The organism is Pseudomonas sp. SGAir0191 (assembly GCF_002812565.2).
GTDB classification, from domain to species: Bacteria; Pseudomonadota; Gammaproteobacteria; order Pseudomonadales; family Pseudomonadaceae; genus Aquipseudomonas; species Aquipseudomonas parafulva_B.
Genome location: NZ_CP025035.2, coordinates 4634095 through 4661040 on the forward strand (window position 1 = coordinate 4634095; position 26946 = coordinate 4661040).

Consider the following 26946-nt stretch of genomic DNA (forward strand, 5'->3'; position numbering starts at 1 on the left):
CAGTCAGACCGAAGGCTGTACCAACGGCGCCGGCGACGTCCACAAACTCCCCAGGTTCTGCAGCAACGACCCGGCAATCCCCTGCTACCCCAGGTACTGCAGAATCAACGGCGCAAACTTCCCGATCATCCCGGTATCCATCCCCAGCGCTTTGAACGCATTGTCCAGGTCGCTCCGGCTCTGCACATCGTAGCCCAACGCCTTGTTCAAGGCGGACTGGCTGCCCTTGTCATTGCCCAGCAATTCACCCAGCCCGCTCAACCCGCCCAGGACATTGGCGCCCGACAGCAGGTCCAGGCGCGGCACGGCCTTGGTCAACTGGCCATAGTCGTCGCTGCTCAGGTTGTTACGCGCCAGCCCCAGCATCGCCCCTGCCCCGCCCACGGCCTGCTCGGGGGTGATGTTCAACTGGCTGCCCAGCGTGTTGAGCAGGTTGGCCTGCCCTTCAGGCGCCTGCACCTGGCCTTGTTGCTGCGGGTTCTGCATGGCGGAGACGGTGTTGGCAGCATCGCTGAGGTTGAAGGCGAACACAGGGCTTGCGGCGAGGGTCATCAGGGCTGCCAGGGTGAATGCTTGCATCGGGAGGGACCTCGTTGGCCGGGATGGCCTGGGAAACGACGGTTTTGACTCGGTAATTGGGAGATTGTTCCGATACTGTTGTCAGTGGGTGTTTTTCGGCCAGAGCCGCTAGCCAGGCCTGTTATTTCTGCCAGTAGCGGTGTGCGCAGATCGCCGAGATACTCAGCAGTGCCCATTGTAACGGGGCGAAAAATATGTTCCGCCTATACAGCGAGCACAACGAAATGAACAAAATCGATGCGCACGCTTATTCTGCCTATGGCTATGCCGCAACGTTCCACTCAACTCATCAATTGCTCGGCTTCAATGGTGAGCACGCGCAAGCGCCGACGTCGCTCTATATTCTGGGCTCCGGCTACAGGGCTTATAACACCGACCTGATGCGTTTCATATCACCTGACAGCCTTAGCCCGTTTGGCGATGGTGGATTTAACACCTACGCGTATTGTTCAGGGGACCCTATAAACTACCTCGACCCATCGGGCCAGGCCTCTGTCGCACAGCTTCTAAAAGTCCGCTCGCAAAGACCATTACTGAAGAGCGCGGCAGCCAGAGAGCGCCATCCTCTTGGATTACTCAAACCCCAAGCCGCTCCAGGTCCAACAGAAAGCGTCCCAGAAGGGTTCAAGTTGGTGGGTTATCATGGTAGTTCAGTAAAGCACAAAAAATCTTTAGAGGCCGGGATCAGGCTTCAAGGTAATGATGACAATACTATGGGTGATGGCTTTTACTTTTCTTCGAATCGTGAAGTCGCCTCAATGTATGCCATGAACTACGGAGACAGAGGGGTAGTCTACGGTGTATATGCAAAAAATTTCAAAACACTCAAGAAGGGAAGTGATTTTGACTACTTTGGCGGTAGCAAGGAACTGTTTTTTATTCGCGAGCAAGCATTTGATAACTTTGTTGTCAGAGAGCGCATAGAGGGTGCACTTATCCGTAGAAACTCATACTCTAACAAGCGTGCGAATAGGCGACGGTAGCCTTTACCGGAGGCGAGATTGCTTAGAGGTGCACGATGAGTCCACAGATCGCATAACGTGCCGATACGGCAATCAGCACTCATGGGTCACCATGTTAATTCTTCCAATATCCGGTTCGGGGGTGATCTCCAATTCGCTGCCCAGTGTGTTTGGCAGGTTGGCCCGCGCCTCTGGCGCCTGCACCTGGCCTTGCTGCTTCTGGTTCTGCATGGCCGACACGGTATTGGCGGCATCGCTGAGGTTGAAGGCGAACACCGGGCTTGCGGCCAGGTTCATCAGGGTTGCCAGGGTGAATGCTTTCATCGGGAGAGACCTCGTTGGCCGGGATGGCCTGGGAAACGCGAGGTTTGACTGGGATTTGGCAGGTGTGTTCCGACCCGACTGTCGACCATTTTTCCAGTCCGTCTCAATGCTTATGACCTGTTAAAACTGCTAGTAGTAATGGGTTCACAGACCGCGCAAGGTGCCGATACAGCAACCAACACTCAGGTCACTATCATGAGTACCTCTTCGTCCAGCAAAAGCAAACAGGCGCTGGCGCCGCAGCAGATCCTGCATTTTTATAAAAATGATCAATTGGCAACAGAAGTAGCCGTCAGCGGCAATCGTCACGTGTTATTGGCAAATGACGTGGCGCTGACCCAGTTCGATAAATCACAACCAGCAAAGATGCTGCGCGTTGACCTGGCTAATTCAGTCTTAGGACTGGCATCTGAAGCAATGGCGTACTCACCCTACGGATACCTGGCCCCTGAAAAAATGAAAGCGCTGCTTCAGTTTAACGGGCAGTGGTGTGATCCGTTTACTGAAGGTTACCACTTGGGGCAGGGGCGTCGGGTATACAGCCCCCGACGCATGCGTTTCTGCAGCGATGACCCGTTGAGCCCATTCGGAAAAGGTGGGCCGCACCCATCTGCTTACTGTGAAGGAGATCCAGTTAATCGGTATGACCCTACTGGCCAATTCTTCCAGTTTATAAAAGCGCTTCCCAACAGAGCTGCGTCGCTCGTGCTCACCAATTTCGGACGTTCTATAAACTTCGCCACCAGCGGAATTAGTCGTAATCCGACGACCATTGACCCCCGGCTTCAAAAAACTTATTCAGCCGCTCGCAACTTCAAACATATTTCTACCGGGCCGCTGTACACCAATCAGGCTATACCTCTCCCCGCGCTGAACCCATCGCACTCAAAAAATCCAGCTACTCCATCATCCTTTACTAAGACTGAGACCGCTGCTCACATACCCGATCGTGCTTCCCGCCCTGGGACCCAGGAAAGGCAAATGCCCACTCAAACTTGGTCTTACCCCGGCGAAATATATCGCCGTAGCCCAGCCCAAATGGCCGTTCAACATGTGCTCGGCATAGGGCTAGGTTTAGGGATTGCCGCGGCAATAATCGCTATATTTGTGGTAGCGATTAGACATGGCGCCAAACATAAAGATTAATCCATCACCATTTATTAAAAAAGCGGCTGTTTTTTCGACAAAGGCATAACGCCCCGGACGGGAGTTATGCTCTAATGTTATTCAGGGTGGTGGCCCCTCCCGATAAAAAACCAATGCTTAAGATAGTCCCCGATCCACCCAACACCTCCCATTCCCTTGAAGATACCCTCATCCAGGCCACGGACTACGCGCTGTGCGCACAAACTGTTGCGCATCAGGCAATTCTGCTGCAGCCCAAGTCACCGGCCTCGATTCTGATCATGGCCACGCTGCATGAGCTGGAAACGCTGCGGTTACTGCTTGAGACGGCGTTGATCCACGTGCAGATGCCGGCGGAGCCGCGAACGCTGCATTAAGGCTTGAGATTTATGTTGGCTGGGCTGGCCCTTCGCGGCTGAAGCCGCCCCTACAAGGATTGCACAAGGCCTGTACAAGCGGCTTTAGCCGCGATAGGGCCAGGCTTGGCAGTCGAGAAATTTCAGGGAGCTTGAATGCTGTCCAGCGACGACACCAGGACCACCGTAGGCAAGACCTTTTTCTACCAAGGTGAAGGCCACACCCACCCGCTGCTCTGCATTGCCCCGGGCATTCCCTGCCAGAGTGCCCGCGAACAGGCATCGGAACTGATTGGAGTATGTACGCGATTTGACCATCGACGGCCTGATGGACAACAAGCCGCAACTGCTCTGGGCTTCACATTATCTGAGTGCGCTGGCCAAGGCGCTGATGGATGATGCCGAGTTGGGGATGATGCGCTGAGCCTTGTATTGGCTGGGCCGGCCTCTTCGCGGGCACGCCCGCTCCCGCAGGTTCCGTGTCAGGCTATAAAACTAGTATTTCTGCCAGTATCAAAATCTCTGCGGCTGTTCAGAATGGGCCTCAGGCAGCCCTTAATCTTCCAGTGCGGCAGGGACATGAACCATGAGCAAAGCACCGAACAGTTCGCTTTTCTTCTACCAAGGCGACAAGCTCATCACGGTGAAAAAAGGTGATGAGCATCGCTCCATCTTCCGTAATGCGGAACAACCGCTGGCAGAGCTGAGTGCAGACGACACCCAAACCGACGTGTTGCTGGCCACCGATGACAAAGGCTCTGTCCTTGCCGTGCAAGGCTCAGGCAAGCATCCATAAAAAAGCCCCTCGAGATTAGGGGCTTTTCGTTACATCACGACCTCACGCCGCGCCCCACATCTTGTGCGGGTCGATGACGAATTTCTTCGGGACACCGGCATCGAACTCGCCATACCCTTCCGGCGCCTGATCCAGGTTGATCACCTGCACGCCCACCACTTCGGCAATGTTGATACGGTCCCACATGATTGCCTGCATCAGCTGGCGGTTGTACTTCATGGTTGGGGTCTGGCCGGTGTGGAAGCTGTGCGACTTGGCCCAGCCCAGGCCGAAGCGGATGCTCAGTGCACCGATTTTGGCAGCAGCGTCCACCGCACCCGGATCTTCGGTCACGTACAGGCCCGGAATACCGATCTGCCCAGCCACACGGGTCACCTGCATCAGCGAGTTCAATACAGTTGCCGGTGCCTCGTGCTTGGCGCCTTCATGGCCATGGCCGCGAGCTTCGAAGCCTACGGCATCGACGGCGCAATCCACTTCCGGCTCGCCGAGAATGTCCACGATCTGTTCGTGAAGCGGCGTGTCCTTGGACAGGTCGACCACTTCGAAACCCTGGGACTTGGCGTGGGCCAGGCGCGCAGGGTTCAGGTCACCGACGATGACGCAGGCGGCGCCCAGCAGGCGGGCCGAAGCGGCAGCAGCCAGGCCTACTGGGCCGGCACCGGCCACGTAGACGGTACTGCCAGGGCCGACCCCAGCGGTCACCGCACCGTGGTAGCCGGTCGGCAGAATATCGGACAGGCACGTCAGGTCACGGATCTTTTCCATGGCCTTGTCGCGCTCAGGCAGCTTGAGCAGGTTGAAGTCGGCGTATGGCACCAGCACGTATTCGGCCTGGCCACCCGTCCAGTCACCCATGTCGACATAACCGTACGCACCACCGGCACGGGCCGGGTTGACGGTCAGGCAGACGCCCGTGTGCATCTCCTTACAGGAGCGGCAGCGACCACAGGCGACGTTGAACGGTACCGAGACCAGGTCGCCGATCTGCATACGCTCGACGTCACTGCCCTTCTCGACGATTTCGCCAGTGATTTCATGGCCCAGCACCAGGCCGACCTGGGCAGTGGTACGGCCGCGGACCATGTGCTGGTCGGAACCGCAGATGTTGGTGGAAACCACCTTGAGGATCACGCCGTGCTCGATCTTCTTGCCGCGTGGGTCTTGCATTTTCGGGTAGTCGATTTTCTGCACCTCGACCTTGCCCGCGCCGAGATACACCACTCCACGATTGCCAGACATGCTCTTACCTCGCTTTATTTGTATTTATGCAGCGGTGGTGAACGCGCCGCCATCCATGGGCGGCATGTGTTACTGGATGAGGGAATTGTGGGCTCGATGGGCGATGTCGCAGTGACTGGTTGCGACAGGGGTATGCCTGTTAGCGGCGCCTACCGCCTGGAGGGTGAGCGGTCGCAGCCAAGCCACTACCTGGTATTTTCGTCAGTAGCCGGAAGCCCTGGTTTCACGCACCCTGCCGGTACTTGGCTCAGACCACAGTCGATCAGGGACGCCAATGAGCACACACGTCTATTTCATCGAGCTTTTCTATCAAAAGGGTCTGCCTGGAACAGTCAGGCACCAGGGCCAATACCGCCAATGGTTACGCAACGCTGGAATGCTCCTGGCTGAGCGGGTGACCGGACAACGGCAGGGGTGTCTGCTTGCAGTCGACGACAATGGTTCTGTCTTGAAGGGACTGACGGGTAGTAGCGAAGATGCTGCTCCTCGTTTCACAGCCTATGGGCATGGCGCATGGTATCCCTCTGCGTGCACGCTGGCCGGGTTCAAAGGCGAACGCTTGGATCCCCTTACACGAGGTTATCTCTTGGGAAATGGCTACAGGCTGCACGCGCCCACTTTGATGCGGTTTGGCGCGCCTGACAGCTTGAGCCCTTTCTATGAAGGCGGCTTGAACGCCTACGCATACTGTGGCTGCGACCCCATTAACCATGAAGACCCATCAGGCCATGCCTTTGGGTTCAAGACACGAACGCGGGGCTATAGAACATCATTCAATACTGCTTTGCGCAGGCGCCCTGCCGTTCGGATAGACATCCCTGGCAAACTGGCATCGCATGCCGAGCTTTTGATCAACAAAGTCTTGGATAACCTGCCATCCAGCGCGCTAGAGAACCTGAGCAAGGCAAGCCCAGCCCTTGAACCGATTATCGCCAAACGTTCGTCAAAAAACCTGGACGTTTTCATGCAGACCTCAAAATTCGAGGGGCTCCAGCCAGCGATTGAAAACCCGCCTCTCGGGGTCCGCCAAAAAGAGGCAAGCGAACGACTGCAGGCCCAGATCAGCCGAAACGTGCGGCACGAGGTAGGTACCTATCTCGGCCTGTTTAACAACGTTTTGAATGACCTGCCTGCAACCGGCCGCAAAATACGCGATACGTGATTGCCGTTCAGTCCCGCACGAGCCTGCAACCATCACGTCAGTCTTGGGCGAGCCAGTGCCCACTTCGATCAAAGCACAACCGTGCGATTGGCGTTGAGAAACACCCGTCTTTCAATGTGGTACCCCACCGCCCGCGCCAAGGTCAGGCACTCGATATCTCGCCCTTTGGCGATCAGGTCCTCGGGGTAATAGGTATGGTCCACCACCTCAACGCCCTGGGCGATGATCGGCCCTTCGTCCAGGTCGTTGTTGATGTAGTGCGCCGTGGCCCCGACCATCTTCACACCCTTGTTGTACGCCTGGTGGTAAGGCTTGGCGCCTTTGAAACCGGGCAGCAGTGAATGGTGGATGTTGATCGCGCGGCCATCGAGTTGCCGGCACAGTTCGGGCGAGAGCACCTGCATGTAGCGGGCAAGGATAACCAGCTCTGCGCCGGTCTGTTCGATCACCTGCAACACCTTGCGCTCCTGCGCAGGCTTGTCTTTGGGATCGAGCGCGAAGTGGTAGTAGGGAATCTTGTGCCAGTGTGCCAAAGGCTCGAGGTCGGGGTGGTTGGAAACCACCGCCACCACGTCCATACCCAGTTGACCGATGCGCTGGCGATACAGCAGATCGTTCAGGCAGTGGTCGGCCTTGGACACCATAATCACCACCTTGGGGCGGTGGTTGGGGGCCGTCAGCTCGAACGCCATGCCAAACCCCTCGCTACGCTCGGCAAGGCCAGCACGCAACCAGTCTTCGTCGAAGCCGTCAGGCACGCGAAACTCCACGCGAATGAAGAAGCGCCCTGACAGCCGATCATCGAAGGAATGGTGCTCCGTCACGTAGCAGCGCTGCTCGAAGAGGTAACGCGTCACCACGTCGACGGTACCGAGCATGCTCGGGCAGTCGGCGGTGAGAATCCAGGTATCCGGTGCCCGACTCATGGCAGTTCTCCTTAAGCCTCGATGGCCAGCCCGTACTCGGCCGATGCGTCCTGCAGCCACAACCACCAGTAATCGGAGAAGCTGCGGCGGATGACCAGCTCCCAGGTGTCTTCGGCGGTGCGCCGAATCACCAGTTGCGACTTGGCGAACACCGTGCCGACAGCCTTGCCGACCGGGAAGTTGTTCGGATGCACGTCATAGCTGGTGGATTTCATCAGCACTTCGCGCACGTTCGGGCCGCGCAGTTCCAGCAGGCTCTGCCCACCGCTGACGTTAACCACCTGGATGTGTTGCCCTTCCAGGGCATCGCGCAACTTTTGCTCGATCGCCACTTCCTGTCCACCCGGGACGATCAGTAGCCACTCGTCAGGGCCGACCCATTGCAGCGACAGGTCACCGCTGGCCACAACGGTCAATGCCACCGGCAACTCCAGGCCAAGGGCCTTGTGTACGCCACCGGCAAAGGCGGGATCATGGCCGTTGCCACGCAGGGTCAGGTGGCCGAGGAACTTGCGCTCGCGCAGGGTCACGCCGGCGTTGTTGCGGCCCTTGCCCACCAGGCTTGCCAGGTCGGCGTGGTGCAATGGCGACTCGGCCTTGGCCGAGGCACCGGGGTTTTGCTCGAAGACGTTGATAGCGCTCATTTCATACCTGCCTAGAATTCTTGTTCGTCGATGGGATGCAGGCATCCGGTCCAGAAAGCTCCGCCGGCCTCATCACCGGCGAGCCTGCGCCTACTAGAAGCGCATGAACCTCGATGTCTACACCGCGCCTGAGGGAGCCGGCTTGCCGGCGATCGGCCCGGCCTGCTCCCCCAAGGGCCCGGAGTCAAACGTTCTGCCGCTCACCCTTCGGATCGAAGAACACCGAAGACACGATTTCTGCCTCGATCACGCTGCCATCGGCCTGAGGCGAGTAGACACGCTCGCCCATGCGCTTCAAGCCACCTTTGACCACGCCCATGGCGAACGAATAGCCCAGGGAGTTGGCGGCGTAGCTGGAAGTGACGTGACCAACCATGTCCATCGGGATGGGCTGCTTCGGATCGAACACCAGCTGGGCGCCTTCGGGCAGCCACTGGTTCGGGTCGATCGGTTTCAGGCCAACCAGCTGCTTGCGGTTTTCACGCACGCAGTCTTCACGGTTCATGCCGCGCAGGCCGATCCACGAATACGGCTTGTTGCGCCCTACGCACCAGCTCATGTTGAGGTCGTCCGGGGTCATCGAGCCGTCCGTGTCCTGGCCGACGATGATGAAGCCCTTCTCGGCACGCAACACGTGCATGGTCTCGGTGCCGTACGGGGTCAGGTTGTACTTCTTGCCTGCCTCGACGATCTGCTCCAGCACGCCCATGGCGTAGTTGGCCTGCACGTTGATTTCGTACGACAGTTCACCAGTGAACGAGATACGGAATACACGGGCCGGCACACCGCCGACGTTGCCTTCCTTCCAGGTCATGAACGGGAAGGCTTCCTTGTCCATGTCGATGTCGGTCAACTCGCTGAGCAGCTTGCGGCTGTTCGGCCCGGACAAGGTCATGGTCGCCCAGTGGTCGGTCACCGAGGTGAAGTACACCTTAAGGTCCGGCCACTCGGTCTGGTGGTACAGCTCCAGCCACTGCAACACGCGCGCCGCGCCGCCAGTGGTGGTGGTCATGATGAAGTGGTTGTCGCCGACGCAGGCGGTCACGCCGTCGTCGAACACCATGCCGTCTTCCTTGCACATCAGGCCATAGCGCGCCTTGCCCACATCGAGCTTGGTCCAGGCGTTGGTGTACACGCGGTTGAGGAACTCGCGCGAATCCGGGCCCTGGATATCGATCTTGCCCAGGGTAGAGGCGTCCAGGAAGCCGACGCTGTCACGCACCGCCTTGCATTCACGGGCAACGGCGGCGTGAATGTCTTCACCGGCCTTGGGGAAGTACCACGGGCGCTTCCACTGGCCGACGTCCTCGAACTCGGCGCCGTTCTTCACGTGCCAGGCATGCAGGGCCGTAAAGCGCACGGGCTCGAACAGGTGCCCACAGTGACGGCCCGCCACCGCGCCGAACGTCACCGGCGTGTAGTTGGGGCGGAACATGGTGGTGCCCATTTGCGGGATGGTGATGCCCATCGAACGCGCCGCAATGGCCAGGCCGTTGATGTTGCCCAGCTTGCCCTGGTCGGTACCGAAGCCCAGCGCGGTGTAGCGCTTGACGTGCTCGACCGACTCGAAGCCTTCACGGGTAGCCAGCTCGATGGCAGCGGCCGTGACGTCGTTCTGCTGATCGACGAACTGCTTCGGCGCACGGGCGGTGCCCTTGTCGTGTGGCACCTGGAACAGCGCCAGGGTGGCATCTTCCTTGCGCGAAACGGTTTTCGGCAAGGTGCCTACGCTCGCCTTGAAGCCTGCTTCGGTGGCTGCACGCACGCCGCCTTCGAAGCCGTCGGCAATGGCATCGCCCAGCGGGTAGACACCGTTGATGCCGCCAACACACTCGCGCTTTTGCGGGGCATTGCCCGGCACGAAGCCCAGGATGTCTTCACGCCATACCGGACGGCCACCCAGGTGCGAAGCCAGGTGAACCACAGGGCTATAGCCCCCGGAGGTGGCGATCAAGTCGCACTCGAGGGTTTCACCAGGGCTGGTGACCTTGTGGGCCTGCACATCGATGGCCGCCACACGAGCGCCGGTGACGTGCTTGCTGCCCTTGGCTTCGATGACGGCACTGGAGGTGAGGATACGAATACCCTTGGCGCGCGCTTCTTCGACCAGCGAGCCACGTGGGTTGTGGCGCGCATCGGCGATGGCCACCACTTGCAGCCCAGCATCGTGCCAGTCCAGCGCGGTACGGTAGGCGTGGTCGTTGTTGGTCGACAGCACCAGCTTGCGGCCTGGTGCCACGCCGTAGCGACGAACGTAGGTCGAAACGGCGCCGGCCAGCATGTTGCCCGGCACGTCGTTGTTGCCATACACCAGCGGGCGCTCATGGGCGCCGGTGGCCAGTACCACACGCTTGGCCCGTACACGGTGCACGCGGTGGCGCACCTGACCGAGCGGAGCACGGTCGCCCAGGTGGTCGGTGAGGCGCTCATGGATGGTCAGGAAGTTGTGGTCGTGGTAGCCGTTGACCGTGGCGCGTGGCAGCAAGGTTACTTCCGGCAGGCCTTCGAGCTCCTTGATGACGCCACTGACCCATTCAGCGGCCGGCTTGCCGTCGAGGGTTTCACGGGTGTCCAGCAGGCTGCCACCGAACTCCTCCTGCTCGTCCGCCAGAATCACGCGAGCACCGCTGCGCGCAGCGGCAAGGGCCGCCGCCAGGCCTGCGGGCCCTGCACCGACGATCAGCACGTCGCAGTGCTGGTTCATGTAGTCATAGCTGTCCGGATCATTCTGCAGCGGCGCGCGGCCAAGGCCGGCTGCCTTGCGGATGTACTTCTCGTACGTCATCCAGAACGACTTGGGGTACATGAAGGTTTTGTAGTAGAAGCCCGGCGGCATCATGCTGCCGCCCACCTTGCCGAGGATACCCATGACGTCATTGTTGACGTTCGGCCAGCCATTGGTGCTGGTGGCGACCAGGCCCGAATACAGGGCTTGCTGGGTGGCGCGCACGTTGGGGATCTGGGTGGCTTCGCTGGAGCCGATCTGCAAGATGGCGTTCGGCTCCTCGGTGCCTGCGGCAATGATGCCGCGCGGACGCGAGTACTTGAAGCTGCGGCCAACGATGTCGACGCCGTTGGCCAGCAGGGCCGCTGCCAGGCTGTCGCCGGCATAGCCCTGGTAAGTCTTGCCGTTGAAGGTGAAGTTCAACACCTTGCTGCGGTCGATACGGCCGCCGCTGGCGAGGCGATAGGTCTGGCTCATACGTTGACTCCCCGTTCGTTTACAGCAGCCGAGCGCGCCGGTGTGTGTTCACGGGCGCTGACTTGCGGCTTCTCGCCAATCTTGTAGGTTTCCAGGATCTCGTAGGTTTCGGTGTTACGGGTGACGTTGAAATACTGACGGCAGCCGGCAACGTGATCCCAGAGTTCGTGGTGGATACCGCGCGGGTTGTCACGGTAGAACATGTACGTGCCCCACTCCTGGTCGGAGCAGGCGTTGGGGTCCAGCGGGCGGGCAATGTGCGCCTGGCCAGAGGCGTGGAACTCTTCTTCGGAGCGCAGCTCGCCGCAGTGGGGACAGAAAATATGCAACATGACGGTGTCTCCGGTTAGTGGGCGACGGCGGCAGCGCCGTGTTCGTCGATCAGGGCGCCGTTGTAGAAGCGGTCCATGGAGAACGGCGCGGCCAGTGGGTGCATCTCGCCCTTGGCCAGGCTCGCGGCGAAGACGTTGCCCGAACCTGGGGTCGCCTTGAAGCCGCCAGTACCCCATCCGCAGTTGAAGAACATGTTCTTGACCGGGGTCTTGGTGATGATCGGGCAGGCGTCCGGCGAGGTGTCGACGATGCCGCCCCATTGGCGGTTCATGCGCACACGCGAGAGGTTGGGGAACATCTCGACGATGGCCTGCAAGGTGTGCTCGATCACCGGGTAAGAACCACGCTGGCCATAGCCGACCCAGCTGTCGATACCCGCACCGATCACCAGGTCACCTTTGTCCGACTGGCTGATGTAGCCGTGCACGGCGTTGGACATGATGACGCTGTCGATGATGGGCTTGATCGGTTCGGAAACCAGTGCCTGCAAGGGGTGCGATTCGAGCGGCAGGCGGAAGCCGGCCAGCTTGGCCATGTGGCCGGAGTTACCTGCCGTGACCACGCCCACGCGCTTGGCGCCGATGAAGCCCTTGGTGGTTTCCACGCCGATGACCGCGCCGTTTTCCTTGCGGAAACCCGTCACTTCGGTCTGCTGGATCAAATCCACGCCCAGGGCGTCGGCGGCACGGGCGTAACCCCAGGCCACGGCATCGTGACGGGCAACGCCGCCACGGCGCTGTACGGTAGCACCCAGGATTGGGTAACGGGTGTTCTTGGAGCAGTCCAGGTACGGAATCTCGGCCGCGACCTGGGCGGTATTGAGCAGCTCGCCATCGACGCCATTGAGGCGGTTGGCGCTGACCCGGCGTTCGGAGTCACGCATGTCCTGCAGGGTATGGCACAGGTTGTACACGCCGCGCTGGGAGAACATCACGTTGTAGTTGAGGTCCTGAGACAGGCCCTCCCACAGCTTCATGGCGTGCTCGTAGAGGTGGGCCGACTCGTCCCACAGGTAGTTGGAGCGCACGATGGTGGTGTTACGGGCGGTGTTGCCGCCGCCCAGGTAACCTTTTTCGATCACCGCGACATTGGTGATGCCGTGTTCCTTGGCCAGGTAGTAGGCCGTGGCCAGACCGTGGCCGCCACCGCCGACGATGACCACGTCGTACACCTTCTTCGGTGTCGGCGTACGCCACATGCGTTGCCAGTTCTCGTGGTGGCTGAGGGAGTGCTTGAGAAGGCCGAAGCCCGAGTAACGTTGCATGGTGTGGGACTCCACTCAGCGGTAAACAGGGAAATCTGCGCACAGCGCCGCGACATTGCTGGCCACATCGGCTTCGACGTCAGCGTCACCGAGGTTGTCGAGCACGTCGCAGATCCAGCCGGCCAGGGCCACGCATTGAGCGACCTTGAAGCCACGGGTGGTGACCGCCGGGGTGCCGATGCGCAGGCCCGAGGTCACGAACGGCGATTGCGGGTCGTTGGGTACGGCGTTCTTGTTGACGGTGATGTGCGCGCGGCCCAGGGCAGCGTCGGCATCTTTGCCCGTCAGGCCCTGGCGAATCAGGCTGACCAGGAACAGGTGGTTGTCGGTGCCACCGGAAACCACGTCATAGCCGCGTTCGATGAACACCTGCGCCATGGCCTGGGCGTTTTCGATGACCTGCTTCTGGTAGCTCTTGAACTCAGGCTCAAGCGCTTCCTTGAAGCACACCGCCTTGCCGGCGATCACGTGCATCAGCGGGCCGCCTTGGGCGCCCGGGAAGACGGCAGCGTTGAGTTTCTTCTCGATCTCTTCGTTCGACTTGGCCAGGATCAGGCCGCCACGCGGGCCGCGCAAGGTCTTGTGGGTGGTGGTGGTCACCACGTCCGCGAACGGGATCGGGTTCGGGTAAAGGCCCGCAGCGACCAGGCCGGCCACGTGGGCCATGTCCACGAACAACAGCGCCCCGACTTTGTCGGCGATGGCGCGAAAACGCGGGAAATCCAGGGTCTTGGAGTAGGCCGAGAAGCCCGCGACGATCATTCTAGGCTTGTGCTCGACCGCCAGTCGCTCGACTTCGTCGTAGTCGATCAGGCCGGTATCGGTGTCGATGCCGTACTGCACGGCGTTGTACAGCTTGCCCGAAGACGACACCTTGGCGCCGTGGGTCAGGTGGCCGCCATGGGCCAGGCTCATGCCCAGGATGGTGTCGCCAGGCTGCAGCAACGCCAGGTACACCGCGCTGTTGGCCGAGGAGCCGGAGTGGGGCTGGACGTTGGCATAGTCGGCACCGAACAGCTGCTTGGCGCGCTCGATGGCCAGCGCTTCGACCTTGTCGACATGCTCGCAGCCACCGTAGTAGCGCTTGCCTGGGTAGCCTTCGGCGTATTTGTTGGTCAGGCCGCTGCCTTGGGCCTGCATCACGCGCTTGGACGTGTAGTTCTCCGAGGCGATCAGCTCGATGTGGTCTTCCTGACGCTGCTCTTCGGCACTCATCGCCGCCAGCAGTGCATCGTCGTAACCTTGAATCTGGTCTTGCTTGCTGAACATCTTGTATCTCCCGGCAGCGATCATTTTTTGTTCGGAGGGTTCACTTTGACCCTTTGTGGCGATGGTAGGGCTGGCCGGGGTGTGCCAGATGCCTGCGCACGCCTTGCAATGGCGCGTTTACGACATTGGTCAGCGTCCCGATCACACTGACCACACGTACGGCTTGCGTTGGGGGGCGCTGGCCTGAACACCCGCCAGGCCACGGCCCGTTTCTTCATCGGGCCAAGCTCACTGACCTGACGCTTCGGCACGCCTGCCTGGATTTGGATACAGCGAAGCCCGTGAACAAATGCGCTTGAAACGCATGGGTATCGGGGTTGTATAGTCAACCGCTGAATCGATGGTTTAGAGTGCTGTCCTGCGTCGTTCACAGGACAGTGTCATGACAGATAAGAGCCAACAATTCGCCAGCGACAACTATTCCGGCATCTGCCCGGAAGCCTGGTCTGCGATGGAAAAAGCCAACCACGGCCACGACCGCGCCTACGGCGACGATCAATGGACGGCGCGCGCTTCGGAATACTTTCGGGCCTTGTTCGAAACCGACTGCGAAGTGTTCTTCGCTTTCAACGGCACCGCCGCCAACTCGCTGGCCCTGGCCTCGCTGTGCCAGAGCTACCACAGCGTGATCTGCTCGGAGACCGCGCATGTCGAAACAGACGAGTGCGGCGCCCCGGAATTTTTCTCCAACGGCTCCAAGCTGCTTACCGCCCCCAGTACCAACGGCAAGCTCACCCCCGAGTCGATCCGCGCAGTGGCGCTCAAGCGCCAGGACATCCACTATCCAAAGCCGCGCGTGGTCACGCTCACGCAAGCCACGGAAGTCGGCACCGTCTACCGCCCCGACGAACTCAAGGCGATCAGCGCCACCTGTAAGGAATTGAGCCTTAACTTGCACATGGACGGCGCGCGCTTTACCAATGCTTGCGCTTTCCTGGGCTGCAGCCCGGCCGAACTGACCTGGAAAGCCGGCGTCGACGTATTGTGTTTTGGCGGCACCAAGAACGGCATGGCCGTCGGGGAAGCCATCTTGTTCTTCAACCGGCAGTTGGCCGAAGACTTCGACTACCGTTGCAAGCAAGCCGGGCAATTGGCTTCGAAGATGCGGTTTCTGTCTGCGCCTTGGGTCGGGATACTCGAAGACGGTGCCTGGATGCGGCACGGCAAGCATGCCAACCACTGCGCCCAATTATTGGCATCACTGGTGAGTGATTTGCCAGGCATCGAACTGATGTTCCCAGTGGAAGCCAACGGGGTGTTCCTGCAAATGCCCGAACCGGTGATCGAGGCCTTGCGAGGCAAGGGCTGGCGCTTCTATACCTTCATCGGCAGCGGCGGTGCGCGGTTCATGTGCTCCTGGGACACTGAGGAAGAACGTGTGCGCGAGCTGGCAGCAGACATCCGGGCCATCACCGGCACTTGATACTTCTGCCAGTCGGCTTCACCTGAAACTCAGTCATTGAGCAACTGGGGAAAACCGTGAAGCGTGGGGGCGAGGTTAGCCGCTCCCCACTTGGCTTGGCCAACGACCTCTCACTGCTCGGCCATGGTCCGAACGATCGCGTCGACGGTGGCGTCGATCTGCGCCTGGGTCCGGGCAAGCGTCTGCTGATGCTCCTTCTGCAGTTCAACCTGCTTCGAACACAGGTTCAAGGCTGCCAGCACCAGCAGCTTGTCGCCGATCAACGTCGGATACGAACGCTTGGTCTCGGCCAGGGCCGTGTTCAACATACGCACCGCGTGCGCCAAGGTTTCTTCCTGGCCTTCGGGCGCCTTGATCGAATAGTCGTTGCCAAGAATCGACACGACATTGACCGGCTGCGCTTGCAGGTTCATGCGTTGACGACACCCGCGCTGGCGCGCTCGACCAACGCCTGGATACGGGCAGCGGTGGCGCCGTTCTTTTCTTCCTGCTCCATCAAGGACAGCTGCAGGGTTTCGTTCTCTTCGTTTGCCTGGGCCAGTTGCTGGCCGAGTGCGTTGTTCTGCTCGGTGAGTTGAGCGTTCTTTTGCATCAGGTCGCTGACCAGTTGCTCGAGTTGATTGAGGGAAGCTTCAAGCATGGGTCTATCTCAGGTTGTTGCGAGGGGCGCACACGATAAAGAAAACCGTTGCCCATCGCCATTAAATATCGGATTCACAAGGTTTCTACCCCGCACATTGACAGGGTAACCCCCCTCTTGTTCCGACCTGAGTCAACCATCGGTCAGTCAAACACAGGGAGCTGCACGGCAGCCCCCCTGACAGATCCAAGGCCGTGCCAGAAACTCAGTAGTCGATGCGCACATCCCCTTTCGGCACGCTGCAGCACGACAGGATGTACCCCTCGGCTTCATCTTCCTCGGTGATACCGCCGTTGTGCTCCATTTCGACTTCGCCGCCCAGCTTGAGCACCTTGCAGGTACCGCAAATGCCCATGCCGCAAGCTTTCGGGATCATCAGTCCGACCTTGGCCGCTGCAGCGTGCACGGTTTCGCCGGGGGCGATGCGGATGCTCTTCTCGCTGCCGATGAACTCCACCAGGTTGAGGTCGGCGGCGTCCACTTCCGGTGCATCGGCGGCCGCTTCGGCGTGTTCGACCGCATCGGCCTTGGCTTCGGCTGGCGTCGCCCCGAACGACTCCTCGTGGTAATTGTTCATGTCGAAGCCGACAGCCTCGAGCATGCGCTTGACCGCCGTCATGTAAGGGGTCGGGCCACAGCAGAACACCACACGCTCCATGTAGTCCGGCGCGATCAGCTCCATCAGCCGCTGGTTCAGGTAGCCACGGTAGCCCGCCCAAGGCTCGCCCAGGCCATGCTTCTCGCAGATGATGTGCAGGCTGAAATTGGGCACGCGGGACGCCATCTGCTCCAGTTCGCGATGGTAGATGATGTCCTTGGGTGAACGGGCACTGTGAACGAAGACCATGTCGACATTGGCGTTGGTGTCATAAAACCAGCGGGCCATCGACATGACCGGGGTGATGCCCACGCCGCCAGACAGGTACAGCACCTTGGCGCCTGGAAAATCGATGGCGTTGAACAGCCCCACAGGTCCGTGTACCGGCAGCTCGGCACCTTCGTGCATGGTGTCATGCAGGAAGTTGGACACCAGTCCGCCGGGTACGCGCTTGACCGTGATGGAGAAGCTGTAGGGCACCGAAGGCGAGCTGGATATGGTGTAGGAACGCATGACCGGCTTGCCTTCGATTTCCAGCTCCAGGGTCACGAATTGCCCGGGCTTGAAGAAGAACATGATCGGCTGGTCTGCCATGAAGCAGAAGGTGCGCACGTCCCAGGTCTCCTGGATGACCTTGACGCAGCGCACGATGTGGCGGCCGTTGGCCCAGGTCTGGGTAGTGACCGGATTGAGGAAGGTTTCGGACATGTTCATCTCCAGCAGCCGACAGTTGGCCTTTTTATGGCTCGGATGATGCTCAAGCTTGCGACCTTGAACATTCCTGCCAGCGACATCGGCGTACTTATCGCGACCAGCCCCGCACGACAAGGGTTGCGGCGTCGTAATTCAAATCGGCCATGTCGCCCATGGATACGGTTCACGCCGCCTTCGGACGCACACTCCACCGCAAAACAACACGCTGTTCATGGTTAACAGCCTTGCGGCACCACAACAACGATTAGCCACCTTTTGCCGGCCGCACACGGCCCCGAGGAATACACGATGGACGTCACCGCAACCCTGAGCCTGGGCGATCCACTTGAACCTGCACGCAAGGCGACTGCCCAGATGCTGCAGAACCGCGAGCGCACCTACTCGCTGCCCCAGCCGTTCTACACCGACGAGCGTCTGTTCCAGATCGACATGCAGGAGATTTTCCACAAGGAGTGGCTGATCGCCGGCATGACCTGCGAGATCCCGGCGAAGGGCAATTACCTCACGCTGCAGATCGGCAAGAACCCGATCATTGTAGTGCGTGGTACCGAGGGCAAGGTGCATGCGTTCCACAACGTGTGCCGTCACCGCGGCTCGCGCCTGTGCGTCAGCGAAAAAGGCAAGGTGGCCAAGCTGGTGTGCCCTTACCACCAGTGGACCTACGAACTGGACGGCCGCCTGCTGTTCGCCGGCACCGAGATGGGCGCCGACTTCGACATGAAACAGTACGGCCTCAAGCCTGTGAACGTGAAGGTCGCGGGCGGCTACATCTTCATCAGCCTGGCGGAAAACCCGCCAGCCATCGACGAGTTCCTGGCCACCCTGGACCACTACATGGAACCGTACGACATGGAAAACGCCAAGGTGGCGGTGCAGACCACCTTGATGGAAAAGGCCAACTGGAAGCTGGTGCTGGAAAACAACCGTGAATGCTATCACTGCAATGGCTCGCACCCGGAGCTGCTGCAGACCCTGCTGGAATGGGACGACACCAACGACCCACGCGCCAGCCAGGAATTCAAGGACCACGTGGCCGCCTCTGCTGCCGCCTGGGAAGCCGAGAAGATCCCGTACCTGCACAAGAGCCACGGCCTGCGTAACCGTATCGTGCGCATGCCGCTGCTCAAGGGCACGGTCTCGATGACCATGGACGGCAAGCAGGCCTGCCAGAAGCTGATGGGCCGCATCAAGAACCCAGACCTGGGCTCGATGCGCATCCTGCACCTGCCGCACTCCTGGAACCACTGCATGGGCGATCACATGATCGTGTTCACCGTGTGGCCGATCAGTGCCCAGGAAACCATGGTCACCACCAAGTGGCTGGTGCACAAGGATGCCGTCGAAGGTGTGGACTACAACCCTGAGAACATGCGAAAGGTGTGGGACGCCACCAACGACCAGGACCGTCGCCTGGCAGAAGAGAACCAGCGCGGGATCAACTCCACCGCGTACCAGCCAGGCCCGTATTCCAAGACTTACGAGTTCGGCGTGGTCAACTTCATCGACTGGTACAGCCAGCGGGTGTTGAACAACCTTGGAGCGGAGCCGGCGCCGTATCTGAAGGAAGTGCAGGCGCAGTAATGATTGCCTCCTTGTGGCACGGCTCTTCGCCGTGTCACAAGGAGGTTTCTCTAACGCTATCCCTTCGCTCTTCAGGTGGGGCGCTCGGCGGCATGCCAGCTCCCCAGCTCCGCCATGTTTCCGCAGCTGCCCGATAGCTGGAAGCGATCCTTCCTCCCAGCGCCCTGACTCCGCCCCACAAGTAGGACACCCCTTCAGCAATCATCTTCACGCCTGTGACTTCATAGGCCGTCTGCCAGGCAACCCTGCCCGCCGACACTCCCGGCTGCCCCAACCCGCGCCATACGGCCTGTGCCGCCTCAGCGTTGGAAAACAGGCCTCCACTGATATTGCCAATGGCATTGCCAACACCCAGACGTTGCCCTTGGCTGGCCAACACATTGCCAATCCACCCTTGTTCGACACCGCTCAGCACTGTGCTGCCAATGCCCATCGCTCCGGTATAGAACAGGCTGGTATTGCCAATACGCGACCTAAGGCTCGGCTCGACGTAGATCGCATTTGTATGCTGGCTGTGCAAGCGTGTGACCACATTCCTGGCCGTTCGGGTAACAGCTCCGCCCAGGGTTACCGAACTTGAAAAGATGCTGACGCCGCTAATGAACCTGCTCAGCCAGTTTTCCCCACTGGGATCGAACCGGTTGACAGGATCGCCTGCACAATAGGCGTAGGTATTCAGCCCACCCTTGGAGAACGGGCTCATCGGGTCAGGGGATAAAAACCGCATAATCGCCGGGTTGTAGGCTCGCCGGCCATTTCCGAGGTGGTAACAGCCAGTCAGGGGGTCGAGAGCCTGACCCGCAAAGCCGAGCAGATCTGCGTCAATCGCCCGATTAGCACCATACGGTGTATACGACTTTGCTCCCCTGGCGACAGGATTTGCAGTATTCACAGGCATCATGGAAGCTCAACCTTAGGTGATGCTCCAAGCTATCCAACTGCGAGAGTTCTGGAAACTATCAAAAATGCCAGGCGCCGAGACTTACCCACAAGCATTGCAAGATGCAGCGGCGAACTGTGCTTTCAGTAGATGCAAGCTAATTCTCAAGTCATCGATCAAATTTTGATCATAACCACGAAACCCTTACCAAAAAGGGCTGCAGCGGAGTTCATAAACTTTGTCCACAGAGACGCCAACAGAGAATGTGAGAGAAGGCACTACGCACGGCATTTGTCCTGTAGATAAACGACCCGAGACCTTATTCATCTGGATTAGCGGCGGTATTCCGGGGTTTTTGGATATTTTTTGATCAATCTCATCTGACCCTTGATTTAGGAGGCATACAGCCAATACCAAACAGTTTATCCACAGGCCGGTTAACCGTCACTGTGGGCAAATTGGCCCCCTAAACGCCACTAGCTCAGCTCAGCTCAGCTGACAATACCTGATCATTTTTCACCCACTTCGCCACAAGCCACGCAAATCTTGGGTTGTAGCGAAGCGCCAACACTTTATCCACACCTTGGCGAACAGATTTAGTGGGCAAAATCTTAAACGCAACTGACATAGACGCAGGAGCGGCCTTGCCAGCGAGCTCCTGCAAAAAGCGTAGTCAGGCTCAGCGCAACACCCCCTCCTCCACCAGCAGCTTGAGGATGGCCTCGGCGCCTTCCTGTGGCGAAACATCCTTCAGCACCTTGCCGCCGCCACCGCTGGCCTTGGCGGTAGCTGCCTTCATCCGGTCCGCGCCGCTCTTGGCCTTAATCACCTTCAGCCGCTTGGGCCGTGGCCGTGCCGGTTGCAGCTCGGCGTCAGCCAGCAGTTCATCCTCGACGATCGCTACATTGCGTGCCGCCAGCACACCGCGACGCGCCGGGCCGAAGGCGCTCTGGCGGGGCTTGGGCGCTGCGTTATCCACAGTCGCCAACAGTGGCAGGCGCACCTTCAACCGGCGCCGCTGACCGCGTGGCAAAGCCTGCAGCACCTGAGCGGTGCCGTTTTCTATCGACTCCACTTCGGCCAACCCCACCACCAGCGGCCAGCCCAGCTTCTCGGCCAGCAGGAACGGCAGCATGCCCGACCCTTCACCGGTCTCGGCCTGGCTACCGGTCAGCACCAATTGGGCGCCAGCATCGCGCAGGTAATCACCCAGCACGCCCAGCACATCGGCGCCGGCCGATTGTTCCAGCACGTCTAGATGGTCCAGGCCCATGCCCAGGTAGGCGCGCAGCGCCTCCTCCCGCGGGTCGCCGGCATGTACCACCTGTAAGTTATCCCCAGCCAGCTGCAAGCCCAGCTCCACCGCACGGGCATCCTGCTCGGCGCGACGGGCGCGGCCGGAACTGGGGTGCGCACCGATCGAAACCAGGCTGATGACTTTCGTACTCATGCTCGTGCCCTTATGCCGCGTCACGCTGGGCGCCGTTGCGGAACTGCTCCACAGCGTCGATCAGTGCCTGAAGAATCGCCGCGCTGTCGCCAATCACCGACAGGTCGGCGCGTTTGATCATGTCGCAACCCGGATCCATGTTGATCGCCACCACTTTGTCGCACGCACCGATGCCCTGCAGGTGCTGGATCGCGCCAGAGATACCTACCGCCATGTACACCCGAGCCGTTACCCACGTACCCGTGGCGCCGACCTGGCGATCACGCGGCATGTGGCCATCGTCCACCGCCACTCGCGATGCGCCTTGGGTCGCGCCCAGTGCCGTGGTCGCCTTGTGGAACAGGGCCCAGTCCTTGACACCGTTACCGCCGGATACGATGAACTCGGCTTCGGCCATGGCGATCTTGGCCGGGTCGACGGCCACCGAGCCCAGGTCCTCGATGCGCGAGATACTGCGCGCCACACTGCCGGACAACTCGACCGGCAAAGCCTCGTGACGGGTTTCGCTGACAGGCTCTGCACATTCGGCCGCAGCCAGGATCAGGCGTGGCAGCGCGCGTTGCATGTCTTGCTGGCCCGCACCGGCGCGGCCGATGCACTGCCCGTCCTTGACCTGCCAGACGCGTGTTGCCGGGCGCTCGCCCAGCGCAGCACCCAGGCGTCGGCCGAGCTCGCCACCGCCGGTGCGGCTGTCTGGCAGCAGCCAGTGGCGCGGAGCGAACTGGTTGTCGACAGCGCGCAGGCCCTGCACCAACTGCTCCGGTGCATACCCTTGATACGCCTCGCCTTCGATGACCAGCAAGCGGTCCACGCCTGCGCCGGCAAAGTTGGTTTCCTTGTGCTCGCCGAACACGATTGCCAGCACCGCACCATCACTGCCCGCCAGCCCGTGAGCAAGGCCCAGCAGGTCGCGGTCGTGGCTACCCAGGCGTCCGCCGATCATGTCCGGTACTACGGCAATGTAGAACGCAGGCTCTGGCACCTGGTGCAGCGGCAACTGCACTTCGGCCGCAGCGCTACGGCGTGCGCCACCACTGGTGCCCTGCTGGGCCCCCGAGCGGTCGATGCGCTTGAGGCCGTTGGGGCCGATGAAGCCTGCTGCACTGGCGTGCGGGTTCTTGCGCACGAGGCCGTTGGGCCCCATCCAGCTGGTCTGTTGCGTCTGCATGGCTGCATGCAGCGGATGCAGACGGTTACGGGCGATCCACTCGGCGCGAGGGTCGCGGCGGATGATGTCGCTCATCAATGCACCTCCGCAGGTTCACGTTTGGATTTCGCAGGCTTGGCAGCCGCTGGCTGGGCCTCTTCCTCGATCAGTACATCGGCCACCAGTTCGGCCAGGTCCTTGATCAGCGGCCGTGGCTCTACTACCCCTTCAAGCATGGCCGTGCACTGCGGGCAGCCCACGGCAACCACTTCGGCTTCGGTGGTGCGGATGTCGTCCATGCGCATGTCGGGAATACGCTGTTTGCCAGGGATGTCAGTGATCGGCGCACCGCCGCCCCCGCCACAGCAACGTGAGCGAAAGCCCGAGCGCTCCATTTCGCGAACTTCGATGCCCAGCGCGCGGAGCACCTCGCGAGGCGCCTCGTACTCGCCGTTGTAGCGGCCCAGGTAGCACGGATCGTGGTAGGTGACGCTGCCGCCCTTGTGCTGACCCAGGTTGAGCTTGTTGGCGCCAATCAGCTCGGCGATGTAGGTGCTGTGGTGCTGCACCTGGTAGTTGCCGCCCAGTGCGCCGTATTCATTCTTGAGTACATGGAAGCTGTGCGGGTCGCAGGTGACGATGCGCTGGAACTTGTACTTGGCCAGGGTCTGGATATTGCGTTTGGCCAGTTGCTGGAACGTCGCTTCGTCACCCAGGCGGCGCGCCACGTCGCCGCTGTCGCGCTCCTCCAGGCCCAGCACGGCGAAGTCCACACCCGAAGCCTTGAGTACCTTGACGAACGAACGCAGCGTGCGCTGGTTGCGCATGTCGAACGCGCCGTCGCCCACCCAGAACAGCACCTCGGTGCTCTTCACCTCGGACAGCAGCTTGAGGTTCAGGTCGGCAGCCCAGTTCATGCGGCCACCCGGGGCGAAACCACCGGGGTTGTCAGTGGCAATCAGGTTGTCGAGCACCTCGGCACCCTTGTTCGGGGTGGCGCCCTTTTCCAGGGTGAGGTGGCGGCGCATATCGACGATGGCATCGACGTGCTCGATCATCATCGGGCACTCTTCAACGCAGGCGCGGCAAGTGGTGCACGACCAAAGTGTCTCGGCATCCACCAGGCCGTTGACGATCGGCTGGTGCGGATGGCCACCATGCTCGCCAATCGGCTTGCCGGGGTAAGGGCTGCCGGCGAACTTGGCGTCAGTGCCACCGGCCAGGCCGACGACCATGTCCTGGATGAGTTTTTTCGGGTTCAGCGGTTGGCCGGCAGCGAAGGCCGGGCACATGGCCTCGCACTTGCCGCATTGCACGCAGGCGTCAAAGCCCAGCAGCTGGTTCCAGGTGAAGTCCACCGGCTTTTCCACGCCAAGCGGCGCACGTGGGTCTTCCAGGTCCAACGGCTTGAGGCCGGTCGAGCGGCCGCCACCGAAACGCTCGGCGCGCCGGTGCCAGGCCAGGTGCAGGGCACCGGCGAAGGCGTGCTTCATGGGCCCGCCCCAGGTCATGCCGAAGAAGAGCTCCGACACGCCCCACAGCACGCCCAGGCCCAGAATGCCGACCATCACCCAGCCGCCCGTGTTGGCCGGCAGAATACCGGCCACCGGCAAGGTGGCGATGAAGAAGCTGGCAGCAAATACCAGCAGGCTCTTGGGCAGGCGCATCCACGGGCCCTTGGACAGGCGCGAAGGCGGGTTCAGGCGACGCTTGAAGACGAAGATGGCGCCGGTGAACATGATCACCGTGGCCAGCAGCAAGGCGTAACCCAGGATCTTGCTCTGCAGGCCAAAACCGTGCACCAGGATCGCCAGCAGCGCCGAGAGCACGAAACCACCAGCGGTGGCCACGTGGGTGTTGGACATGTACTTGTCGCGCTCGACCACATGGTGCAGGTCCACCAGGTAGCGGCGCGGCATGGCCAGCAGGCCGCCGACCAGGTCCACCTTGGAGGGCCGGCCACGGCGCCACATGTTCACACGGCGCAGCGCACCGAGCACGGCAAGCCCGAGCGCGGCGAACAGCAGGATGGGTAGAAGGGTGTTCAACATGGGAAGCTCCCACAACAGCTAGATTCTTGCGCCACCCCGAAGGCCAGCGCGGGCCCCTGTAGGAGCGGCCTGTTGCCGCGAAAGGGCTGCGGAGCGGCCCCAGCATCCGTGGTACTGATCAAATGCTGGGGCCGCTTCGCGACCCTTTCGCGGCGCAAGGCCGCTCCTACAGGGGGGCCAGTCCCGCTTTCAGAAAGGCGGTGCGATCAGAAGTCCTTGCACAGACGCAAGGCATCGTAGATCGCCGCATGCACGTTACGCTGGGCCACACAGTCGCCGATGCGGTACAGCAGGTAGCCTTCGCCTGGCTGGCTCAGGATCGGCTGTGGCTTGATGGCGAACAGCGCCTCCACGTCGATCTGGCCCTTGTTGCGCGAGCCGTCCTTGAGGGCGTAGTACAGCTGCTCGTCCGGACGCACGCCGTTCTCCACCACCACCTGATCGACCACCCGTTCTTCCTTGGCGCCGGTGTACTCGTTCTCCAGCACAGCCACCAGCTTGTCGCCCTCGCGGTAGACTTTCTCCAGCATCATGTCCCCGGTCATGATCACTTCCTTGGGGTACATGCTGCGGTAGTAGGTCGGGAAGGTCGTACCGCCCATGGCCACACCCGGCTTGATGTCGTCGGTGACGATCTCGACCTGGCTCCCCTTGTCAGCAATGAAGTCGGCCACCGACATGCCGGTGAACTCGCAGATGGTGTCGTACACCAGCACGTTCTTGCCCGGCGCGACCTTGCCATCGAGCACGTCCCAGCTGCTGACCACCAGCCCTTCTGCCGCACCCCAGTGTTCGTTCTGCTCCAGGAACGAATGCCCGCCCACGGCCAGCACGATGATGTCCGGGCGCAGATCCTGGATGGTGTCTACATCGGCCGCGGTGCCCAGGCGCAGGTCCACCTTCAGGCGGGCCAGTTCCAATTGGTACCAGCGGGTAATGCCAGCAATCTGGTCACGTTGCGGCGCTTTGGCCGCGATGGTGATCTGGCCACCGATCTGGTCGCGTTTTTCGAACAGGGTCACATCGTGGCCACGCTCGGCGGCCACGCGCGCCGCCTCCATGCCGGCAGGGCCGGCACCGACGATGACGACCTTGCGCTTGGCGCCGGTGGTCTTCTCGATGATATGCGGCACGCCCATGTACTCACGGGAGGTCGCGGCGTTCTGGATGCACAGCACATCCAGGCCCTGGTACTGACGGTCGATGCAATAGTTGGCGCCGACGCACTGCTTGATCTGGTCGATCTGGCCCATCTTGATCTTGGCGATCAGGTGCGGGTCGGCCATGTGTGCACGGGTCATGCCGACCATGTCCACATAGCCACCTTCGAGAATCCGGGTGGCCTGGTTCGGGTCCTTGATGTTCTGCGCGTGCAGGACCGGGACCTTGACCACTTCCTTGATGCCAGCTGCCAGGTGCAGGAACGGCTCTGGCGGGTAGCTCATGTTCGGAATGACGTTAGCCAAGGTGTTGTGGGTATCGCAACCCGAGCCCACCACACCGATGAAGTCGAGCATGCCGGTGCCATCGTAGTAGGCAGCGATCTGCTTCATGTCCTCGTGGCTGAGGCCATCGGGGTGGAACTCGTCGCCGCAGATCCGCATGCCCACGCAGAAGTCGTCGCCCACTTCGGCACGCACGGCCTTGAGTACTTCCAGGCCGAACTTCATGCGGCCTTCGAAGCTGCCGCCCCACTCGTCGGTACGCTTGTTGACGCGCGGGCTCCAGAACTGGTCGATCATGTGCTGGTGCACCGCCGACAGCTCGACGCCATCGAGGCCACCTTCCTTGGCACGGCGCGCCGCCTGCGCGTAGTTACCGATCACCCGCCAGATCTCTTCCACCTCGATGGTCTTGCAGGTGGCGCGGTGCACCGGTTCGCGGATGCCCGAGGGCGACATCAGGGTCGGCCAGTTGAAGCCATCCCAGCGCGAACGACGACCCATGTGGGTAATCTGGATCATGATCTTGGCGCCATGCTTGTGCATGGCGTCGGCCAGGTTCTGGAAGTGCGGAATGATACGGTCGGTGGACAGGTTGACCGACGACCACCATTCCTGCGGACTGTCGATGGCCACCACGGACGAGCCGCCGCAGATCGCCAAGCCGATGCCACCCTTGGCCTTCTCTTCGTAATACTTCACATAGCGGTCGGTCGTCATGCCGCCGTCAGTGGCGTAGACCTCGGCGTGCGCGGTGCTGAGCACGCGGTTGCGGACGGTCAGTTTGCCGATCTGGATCGGCTGGAACATTGCTTCGAATGCCATGACGCTATCTC

At 60.9% G+C, this 26946-nt stretch carries 22 protein-coding genes and 3 pseudogenes; 8 read left to right on the forward strand and 17 right to left on the reverse strand.

Annotation, left to right across the window (positions count from 1 at the left end; translation table 11 throughout):
- Window positions 1-3: 3 nt before the first annotated feature.
- A pseudogene (locus tag CWR53_RS20785) lies at window positions 4-579 on the reverse strand (DUF2780 domain-containing protein).
- Between the two features lie 224 nt (window positions 580-803).
- Between CWR53_RS20785 and CWR53_RS20790 the strand changes: the two are divergent.
- Window positions 804-1562, forward strand: a complete 759-nt coding sequence (locus tag CWR53_RS20790; protein ID WP_258313174.1) for an RHS repeat-associated core domain-containing protein — start codon at window positions 804-806, stop codon at window positions 1560-1562.
- Between the two features lie 102 nt (window positions 1563-1664).
- On the opposite strand, the pseudogene CWR53_RS20795 reads toward CWR53_RS20790, so the two are convergent.
- Window positions 1665-1865 (reverse strand): annotated as a pseudogene (locus CWR53_RS20795) (DUF2780 domain-containing protein); the annotation flags it as partial.
- A 195-nt stretch (window positions 1866-2060) separates the two neighbouring features.
- On the opposite strand from CWR53_RS20795, the gene CWR53_RS20800 reads away from it, so the two are divergent.
- The 4 genes and pseudogenes from CWR53_RS20800 to CWR53_RS20815 all read left to right on the forward strand — a co-directional run bounded on the left by CWR53_RS20800 (window position 2061) and on the right by CWR53_RS20815 (window position 4142).
- Window positions 2061-3011, forward strand: coding sequence for an RHS repeat-associated core domain-containing protein (locus tag CWR53_RS20800; RefSeq protein ID WP_181405448.1), 951 nt, complete (start codon window positions 2061-2063; stop codon window positions 3009-3011).
- Between the two features lie 113 nt (window positions 3012-3124).
- Complete coding sequence (locus CWR53_RS20805; protein WP_058603080.1) at window positions 3125-3367, forward strand: hypothetical protein; 243 nt, start codon at window positions 3125-3127, stop codon at window positions 3365-3367.
- Window positions 3368-3502: 135 nt separating this feature from the next.
- Window positions 3503-3770: pseudogene (locus CWR53_RS20810) on the forward strand (DUF3077 domain-containing protein).
- 162 nt (window positions 3771-3932) lie between these two features.
- The gene (locus tag CWR53_RS20815; RefSeq protein WP_058602978.1) at window positions 3933-4142 is read left to right on the forward strand and encodes a hypothetical protein; all 210 of its coding nucleotides are present in this window, start codon (window positions 3933-3935) and stop codon (window positions 4140-4142) included.
- A 42-nt stretch (window positions 4143-4184) separates the two neighbouring features.
- Here CWR53_RS20815 and fdhA read toward each other — a convergent pair whose 3' ends face one another.
- On the reverse strand, window positions 4185-5384 hold the full coding sequence (fdhA, locus tag CWR53_RS20820) for a formaldehyde dehydrogenase, glutathione-independent (protein WP_023532721.1): 1200 nt from the start codon (window positions 5382-5384) through the stop codon (window positions 4185-4187).
- 274 nt (window positions 5385-5658) lie between these two features.
- Between fdhA and CWR53_RS20825 the strand changes: the two genes are divergently transcribed.
- Window positions 5659-6546 (forward strand): RHS repeat-associated core domain-containing protein, encoded by an 888-nt coding sequence (locus CWR53_RS20825; RefSeq protein WP_100852387.1) that lies wholly within the window; start codon window positions 5659-5661, stop codon window positions 6544-6546.
- A 68-nt stretch (window positions 6547-6614) separates the two neighbouring features.
- Here the strand turns inward: CWR53_RS20825 and purU are convergent, their stop codons facing one another.
- The 6 genes from purU to CWR53_RS20855 form a co-directional block, all read right to left on the reverse strand.
- Complete coding sequence (gene purU, locus CWR53_RS20830; protein ID WP_100852388.1) at window positions 6615-7472, reverse strand: formyltetrahydrofolate deformylase; 858 nt, start codon at window positions 7470-7472, stop codon at window positions 6615-6617.
- A gap of 11 nt (window positions 7473-7483) precedes the next feature.
- On the reverse strand, window positions 7484-8116 hold the full coding sequence (locus tag CWR53_RS20835; protein ID WP_058602975.1) for a sarcosine oxidase subunit gamma: 633 nt from the start codon (window positions 8114-8116) through the stop codon (window positions 7484-7486).
- A 184-nt stretch (window positions 8117-8300) separates the two neighbouring features.
- Complete coding sequence (locus CWR53_RS20840) at window positions 8301-11318, reverse strand: sarcosine oxidase subunit alpha (protein ID WP_100852389.1); 3018 nt, start codon at window positions 11316-11318, stop codon at window positions 8301-8303.
- On the reverse strand, window positions 11315-11650 hold the full coding sequence (locus CWR53_RS20845; RefSeq protein WP_027913567.1) for a sarcosine oxidase subunit delta: 336 nt from the start codon (window positions 11648-11650) through the stop codon (window positions 11315-11317). The genes CWR53_RS20840 and CWR53_RS20845 overlap by 4 nt, the downstream gene beginning before the upstream one ends.
- A 14-nt stretch (window positions 11651-11664) precedes the next feature.
- The gene (locus CWR53_RS20850; protein ID WP_058602973.1) at window positions 11665-12915 is read right to left on the reverse strand and encodes a sarcosine oxidase subunit beta family protein; all 1251 of its coding nucleotides are present in this window, start codon (window positions 12913-12915) and stop codon (window positions 11665-11667) included.
- 15 nt (window positions 12916-12930) lie between these two features.
- On the reverse strand, window positions 12931-14184 hold the full coding sequence (locus CWR53_RS20855) for a serine hydroxymethyltransferase (RefSeq protein ID WP_058602972.1): 1254 nt from the start codon (window positions 14182-14184) through the stop codon (window positions 12931-12933).
- 382 nt (window positions 14185-14566) lie between these two features.
- Between CWR53_RS20855 and CWR53_RS20860 the strand changes: the two genes are divergently transcribed.
- On the forward strand, window positions 14567-15607 hold the full coding sequence (locus CWR53_RS20860; protein ID WP_100852390.1) for a low specificity L-threonine aldolase: 1041 nt from the start codon (window positions 14567-14569) through the stop codon (window positions 15605-15607).
- Between the two features lie 110 nt (window positions 15608-15717).
- Here CWR53_RS20860 and CWR53_RS20865 read toward each other — a convergent pair whose 3' ends face one another.
- The 3 genes from CWR53_RS20865 to gbcB form a co-directional block, all read right to left on the reverse strand.
- Window positions 15718-16020, reverse strand: a complete 303-nt coding sequence (locus CWR53_RS20865; RefSeq protein WP_100852391.1) for a cell division protein ZapA — start codon at window positions 16018-16020, stop codon at window positions 15718-15720.
- The gene (locus CWR53_RS20870; RefSeq protein ID WP_100852392.1) at window positions 16017-16247 is read right to left on the reverse strand and encodes a hypothetical protein; all 231 of its coding nucleotides are present in this window, start codon (window positions 16245-16247) and stop codon (window positions 16017-16019) included. Before CWR53_RS20870 ends, CWR53_RS20865 begins: the two co-directional genes overlap by 4 nt.
- A 205-nt stretch (window positions 16248-16452) precedes the next feature.
- Window positions 16453-17553, reverse strand: a complete 1101-nt coding sequence (gene gbcB, locus CWR53_RS20875; protein ID WP_100852393.1) for a glycine-betaine demethylase subunit GbcB — start codon at window positions 17551-17553, stop codon at window positions 16453-16455.
- A 294-nt stretch (window positions 17554-17847) separates the two neighbouring features.
- Here gbcB and gbcA point away from each other — a divergent pair, with 294 nt between their 5' ends.
- Entirely contained in the window at window positions 17848-19140 is a 1293-nt protein-coding gene (gene gbcA, locus CWR53_RS20885; RefSeq protein ID WP_100852394.1) for a glycine-betaine demethylase subunit GbcA, read from the forward strand.
- A gap of 34 nt (window positions 19141-19174) precedes the next feature.
- Here the strand turns inward: gbcA and CWR53_RS20890 are convergent, their stop codons facing one another.
- The 5 genes from CWR53_RS20890 to dgcA form a co-directional block, all read right to left on the reverse strand.
- Entirely contained in the window at window positions 19175-20041 is an 867-nt protein-coding gene (locus CWR53_RS20890; protein ID WP_100852395.1) for an RHS repeat-associated core domain-containing protein, read from the reverse strand.
- A 658-nt stretch (window positions 20042-20699) separates the two neighbouring features.
- The gene (locus CWR53_RS20895; RefSeq protein ID WP_058602965.1) at window positions 20700-21470 is read right to left on the reverse strand and encodes an electron transfer flavoprotein subunit beta; all 771 of its coding nucleotides are present in this window, start codon (window positions 21468-21470) and stop codon (window positions 20700-20702) included.
- Between the two features lie 10 nt (window positions 21471-21480).
- Window positions 21481-22713, reverse strand: coding sequence for an electron transfer flavoprotein subunit alpha/FixB family protein (locus CWR53_RS20900; RefSeq protein WP_100852396.1), 1233 nt, complete (start codon window positions 22711-22713; stop codon window positions 21481-21483).
- Window positions 22713-24668, reverse strand: coding sequence for a dimethylglycine demethylation protein DgcB (gene dgcB / locus CWR53_RS20905; protein ID WP_100852397.1), 1956 nt, complete (start codon window positions 24666-24668; stop codon window positions 22713-22715). Before dgcB ends, CWR53_RS20900 begins: the two co-directional genes overlap by 1 nt.
- A 206-nt stretch (window positions 24669-24874) precedes the next feature.
- A complete protein-coding gene (dgcA, locus tag CWR53_RS20910) occupies window positions 24875-26935 on the reverse strand; it encodes a dimethylglycine demethylation protein DgcA (RefSeq protein ID WP_027913555.1) in 2061 nt (686 codons plus the stop codon).
- Between the last annotated feature and the right edge of the window lie 11 nt (window positions 26936-26946).

Bases quoted from the DNA above. Each gene is read 5' to 3' on its own strand.
- CWR53_RS20855 (WP_058602972.1), bottom strand. From the start codon at position 14,184: ATGTTCAGCAAGCAAGACCAGATTCAAGGTTACGACGATGCACTGCTG.
- CWR53_RS20840 (WP_100852389.1), bottom strand. From the start codon at position 11,318: ATGAGCCAGACCTATCGCCTCGCCAGCGGCGGCCGTATCGACCGCAGC.
- gbcA (WP_100852394.1), top strand. From the start codon at position 17,848: ATGGACGTCACCGCAACCCTGAGCCTGGGCGATCCACTTGAACCTGCA.
- CWR53_RS20860 (WP_100852390.1), top strand. From the start codon at position 14,567: ATGACAGATAAGAGCCAACAATTCGCCAGCGACAACTATTCCGGCATC.
- gbcB (WP_100852393.1), bottom strand. From the start codon at position 17,553: ATGTCCGAAACCTTCCTCAATCCGGTCACTACCCAGACCTGGGCCAAC.
- CWR53_RS20805 (WP_058603080.1), top strand. From the start codon at position 3,125: ATGCTTAAGATAGTCCCCGATCCACCCAACACCTCCCATTCCCTTGAA.
- CWR53_RS20835 (WP_058602975.1), bottom strand. From the start codon at position 8,116: ATGAGCGCTATCAACGTCTTCGAGCAAAACCCCGGTGCCTCGGCCAAG.
- CWR53_RS20790 (WP_258313174.1), top strand. From the start codon at position 804: ATGAACAAAATCGATGCGCACGCTTATTCTGCCTATGGCTATGCCGCA.
- dgcA (WP_027913555.1), bottom strand. From the start codon at position 26,935: ATGGCATTCGAAGCAATGTTCCAGCCGATCCAGATCGGCAAACTGACC.
- CWR53_RS20800 (WP_181405448.1), top strand. From the start codon at position 2,061: ATGAGTACCTCTTCGTCCAGCAAAAGCAAACAGGCGCTGGCGCCGCAG.
- CWR53_RS20845 (WP_027913567.1), bottom strand. From the start codon at position 11,650: ATGTTGCATATTTTCTGTCCCCACTGCGGCGAGCTGCGCTCCGAAGAA.
- CWR53_RS20815 (WP_058602978.1), top strand. From the start codon at position 3,933: ATGAGCAAAGCACCGAACAGTTCGCTTTTCTTCTACCAAGGCGACAAG.
- CWR53_RS20900 (WP_100852396.1), bottom strand. From the start codon at position 22,713: ATGAGCGACATCATCCGCCGCGACCCTCGCGCCGAGTGGATCGCCCGT.
- purU (WP_100852388.1), bottom strand. From the start codon at position 7,472: ATGAGTCGGGCACCGGATACCTGGATTCTCACCGCCGACTGCCCGAGC.
- CWR53_RS20895 (WP_058602965.1), bottom strand. From the start codon at position 21,470: ATGAGTACGAAAGTCATCAGCCTGGTTTCGATCGGTGCGCACCCCAGT.
- fdhA (WP_023532721.1), bottom strand. From the start codon at position 5,384: ATGTCTGGCAATCGTGGAGTGGTGTATCTCGGCGCGGGCAAGGTCGAG.
- CWR53_RS20825 (WP_100852387.1), top strand. From the start codon at position 5,659: ATGAGCACACACGTCTATTTCATCGAGCTTTTCTATCAAAAGGGTCTG.
- CWR53_RS20850 (WP_058602973.1), bottom strand. From the start codon at position 12,915: ATGCAACGTTACTCGGGCTTCGGCCTTCTCAAGCACTCCCTCAGCCAC.
- CWR53_RS20890 (WP_100852395.1), bottom strand. From the start codon at position 20,041: ATGATGCCTGTGAATACTGCAAATCCTGTCGCCAGGGGAGCAAAGTCG.
- CWR53_RS20865 (WP_100852391.1), bottom strand. From the start codon at position 16,020: ATGAACCTGCAAGCGCAGCCGGTCAATGTCGTGTCGATTCTTGGCAAC.
- CWR53_RS20870 (WP_100852392.1), bottom strand. From the start codon at position 16,247: ATGCTTGAAGCTTCCCTCAATCAACTCGAGCAACTGGTCAGCGACCTG.
- dgcB (WP_100852397.1), bottom strand. From the start codon at position 24,668: ATGTTGAACACCCTTCTACCCATCCTGCTGTTCGCCGCGCTCGGGCTT.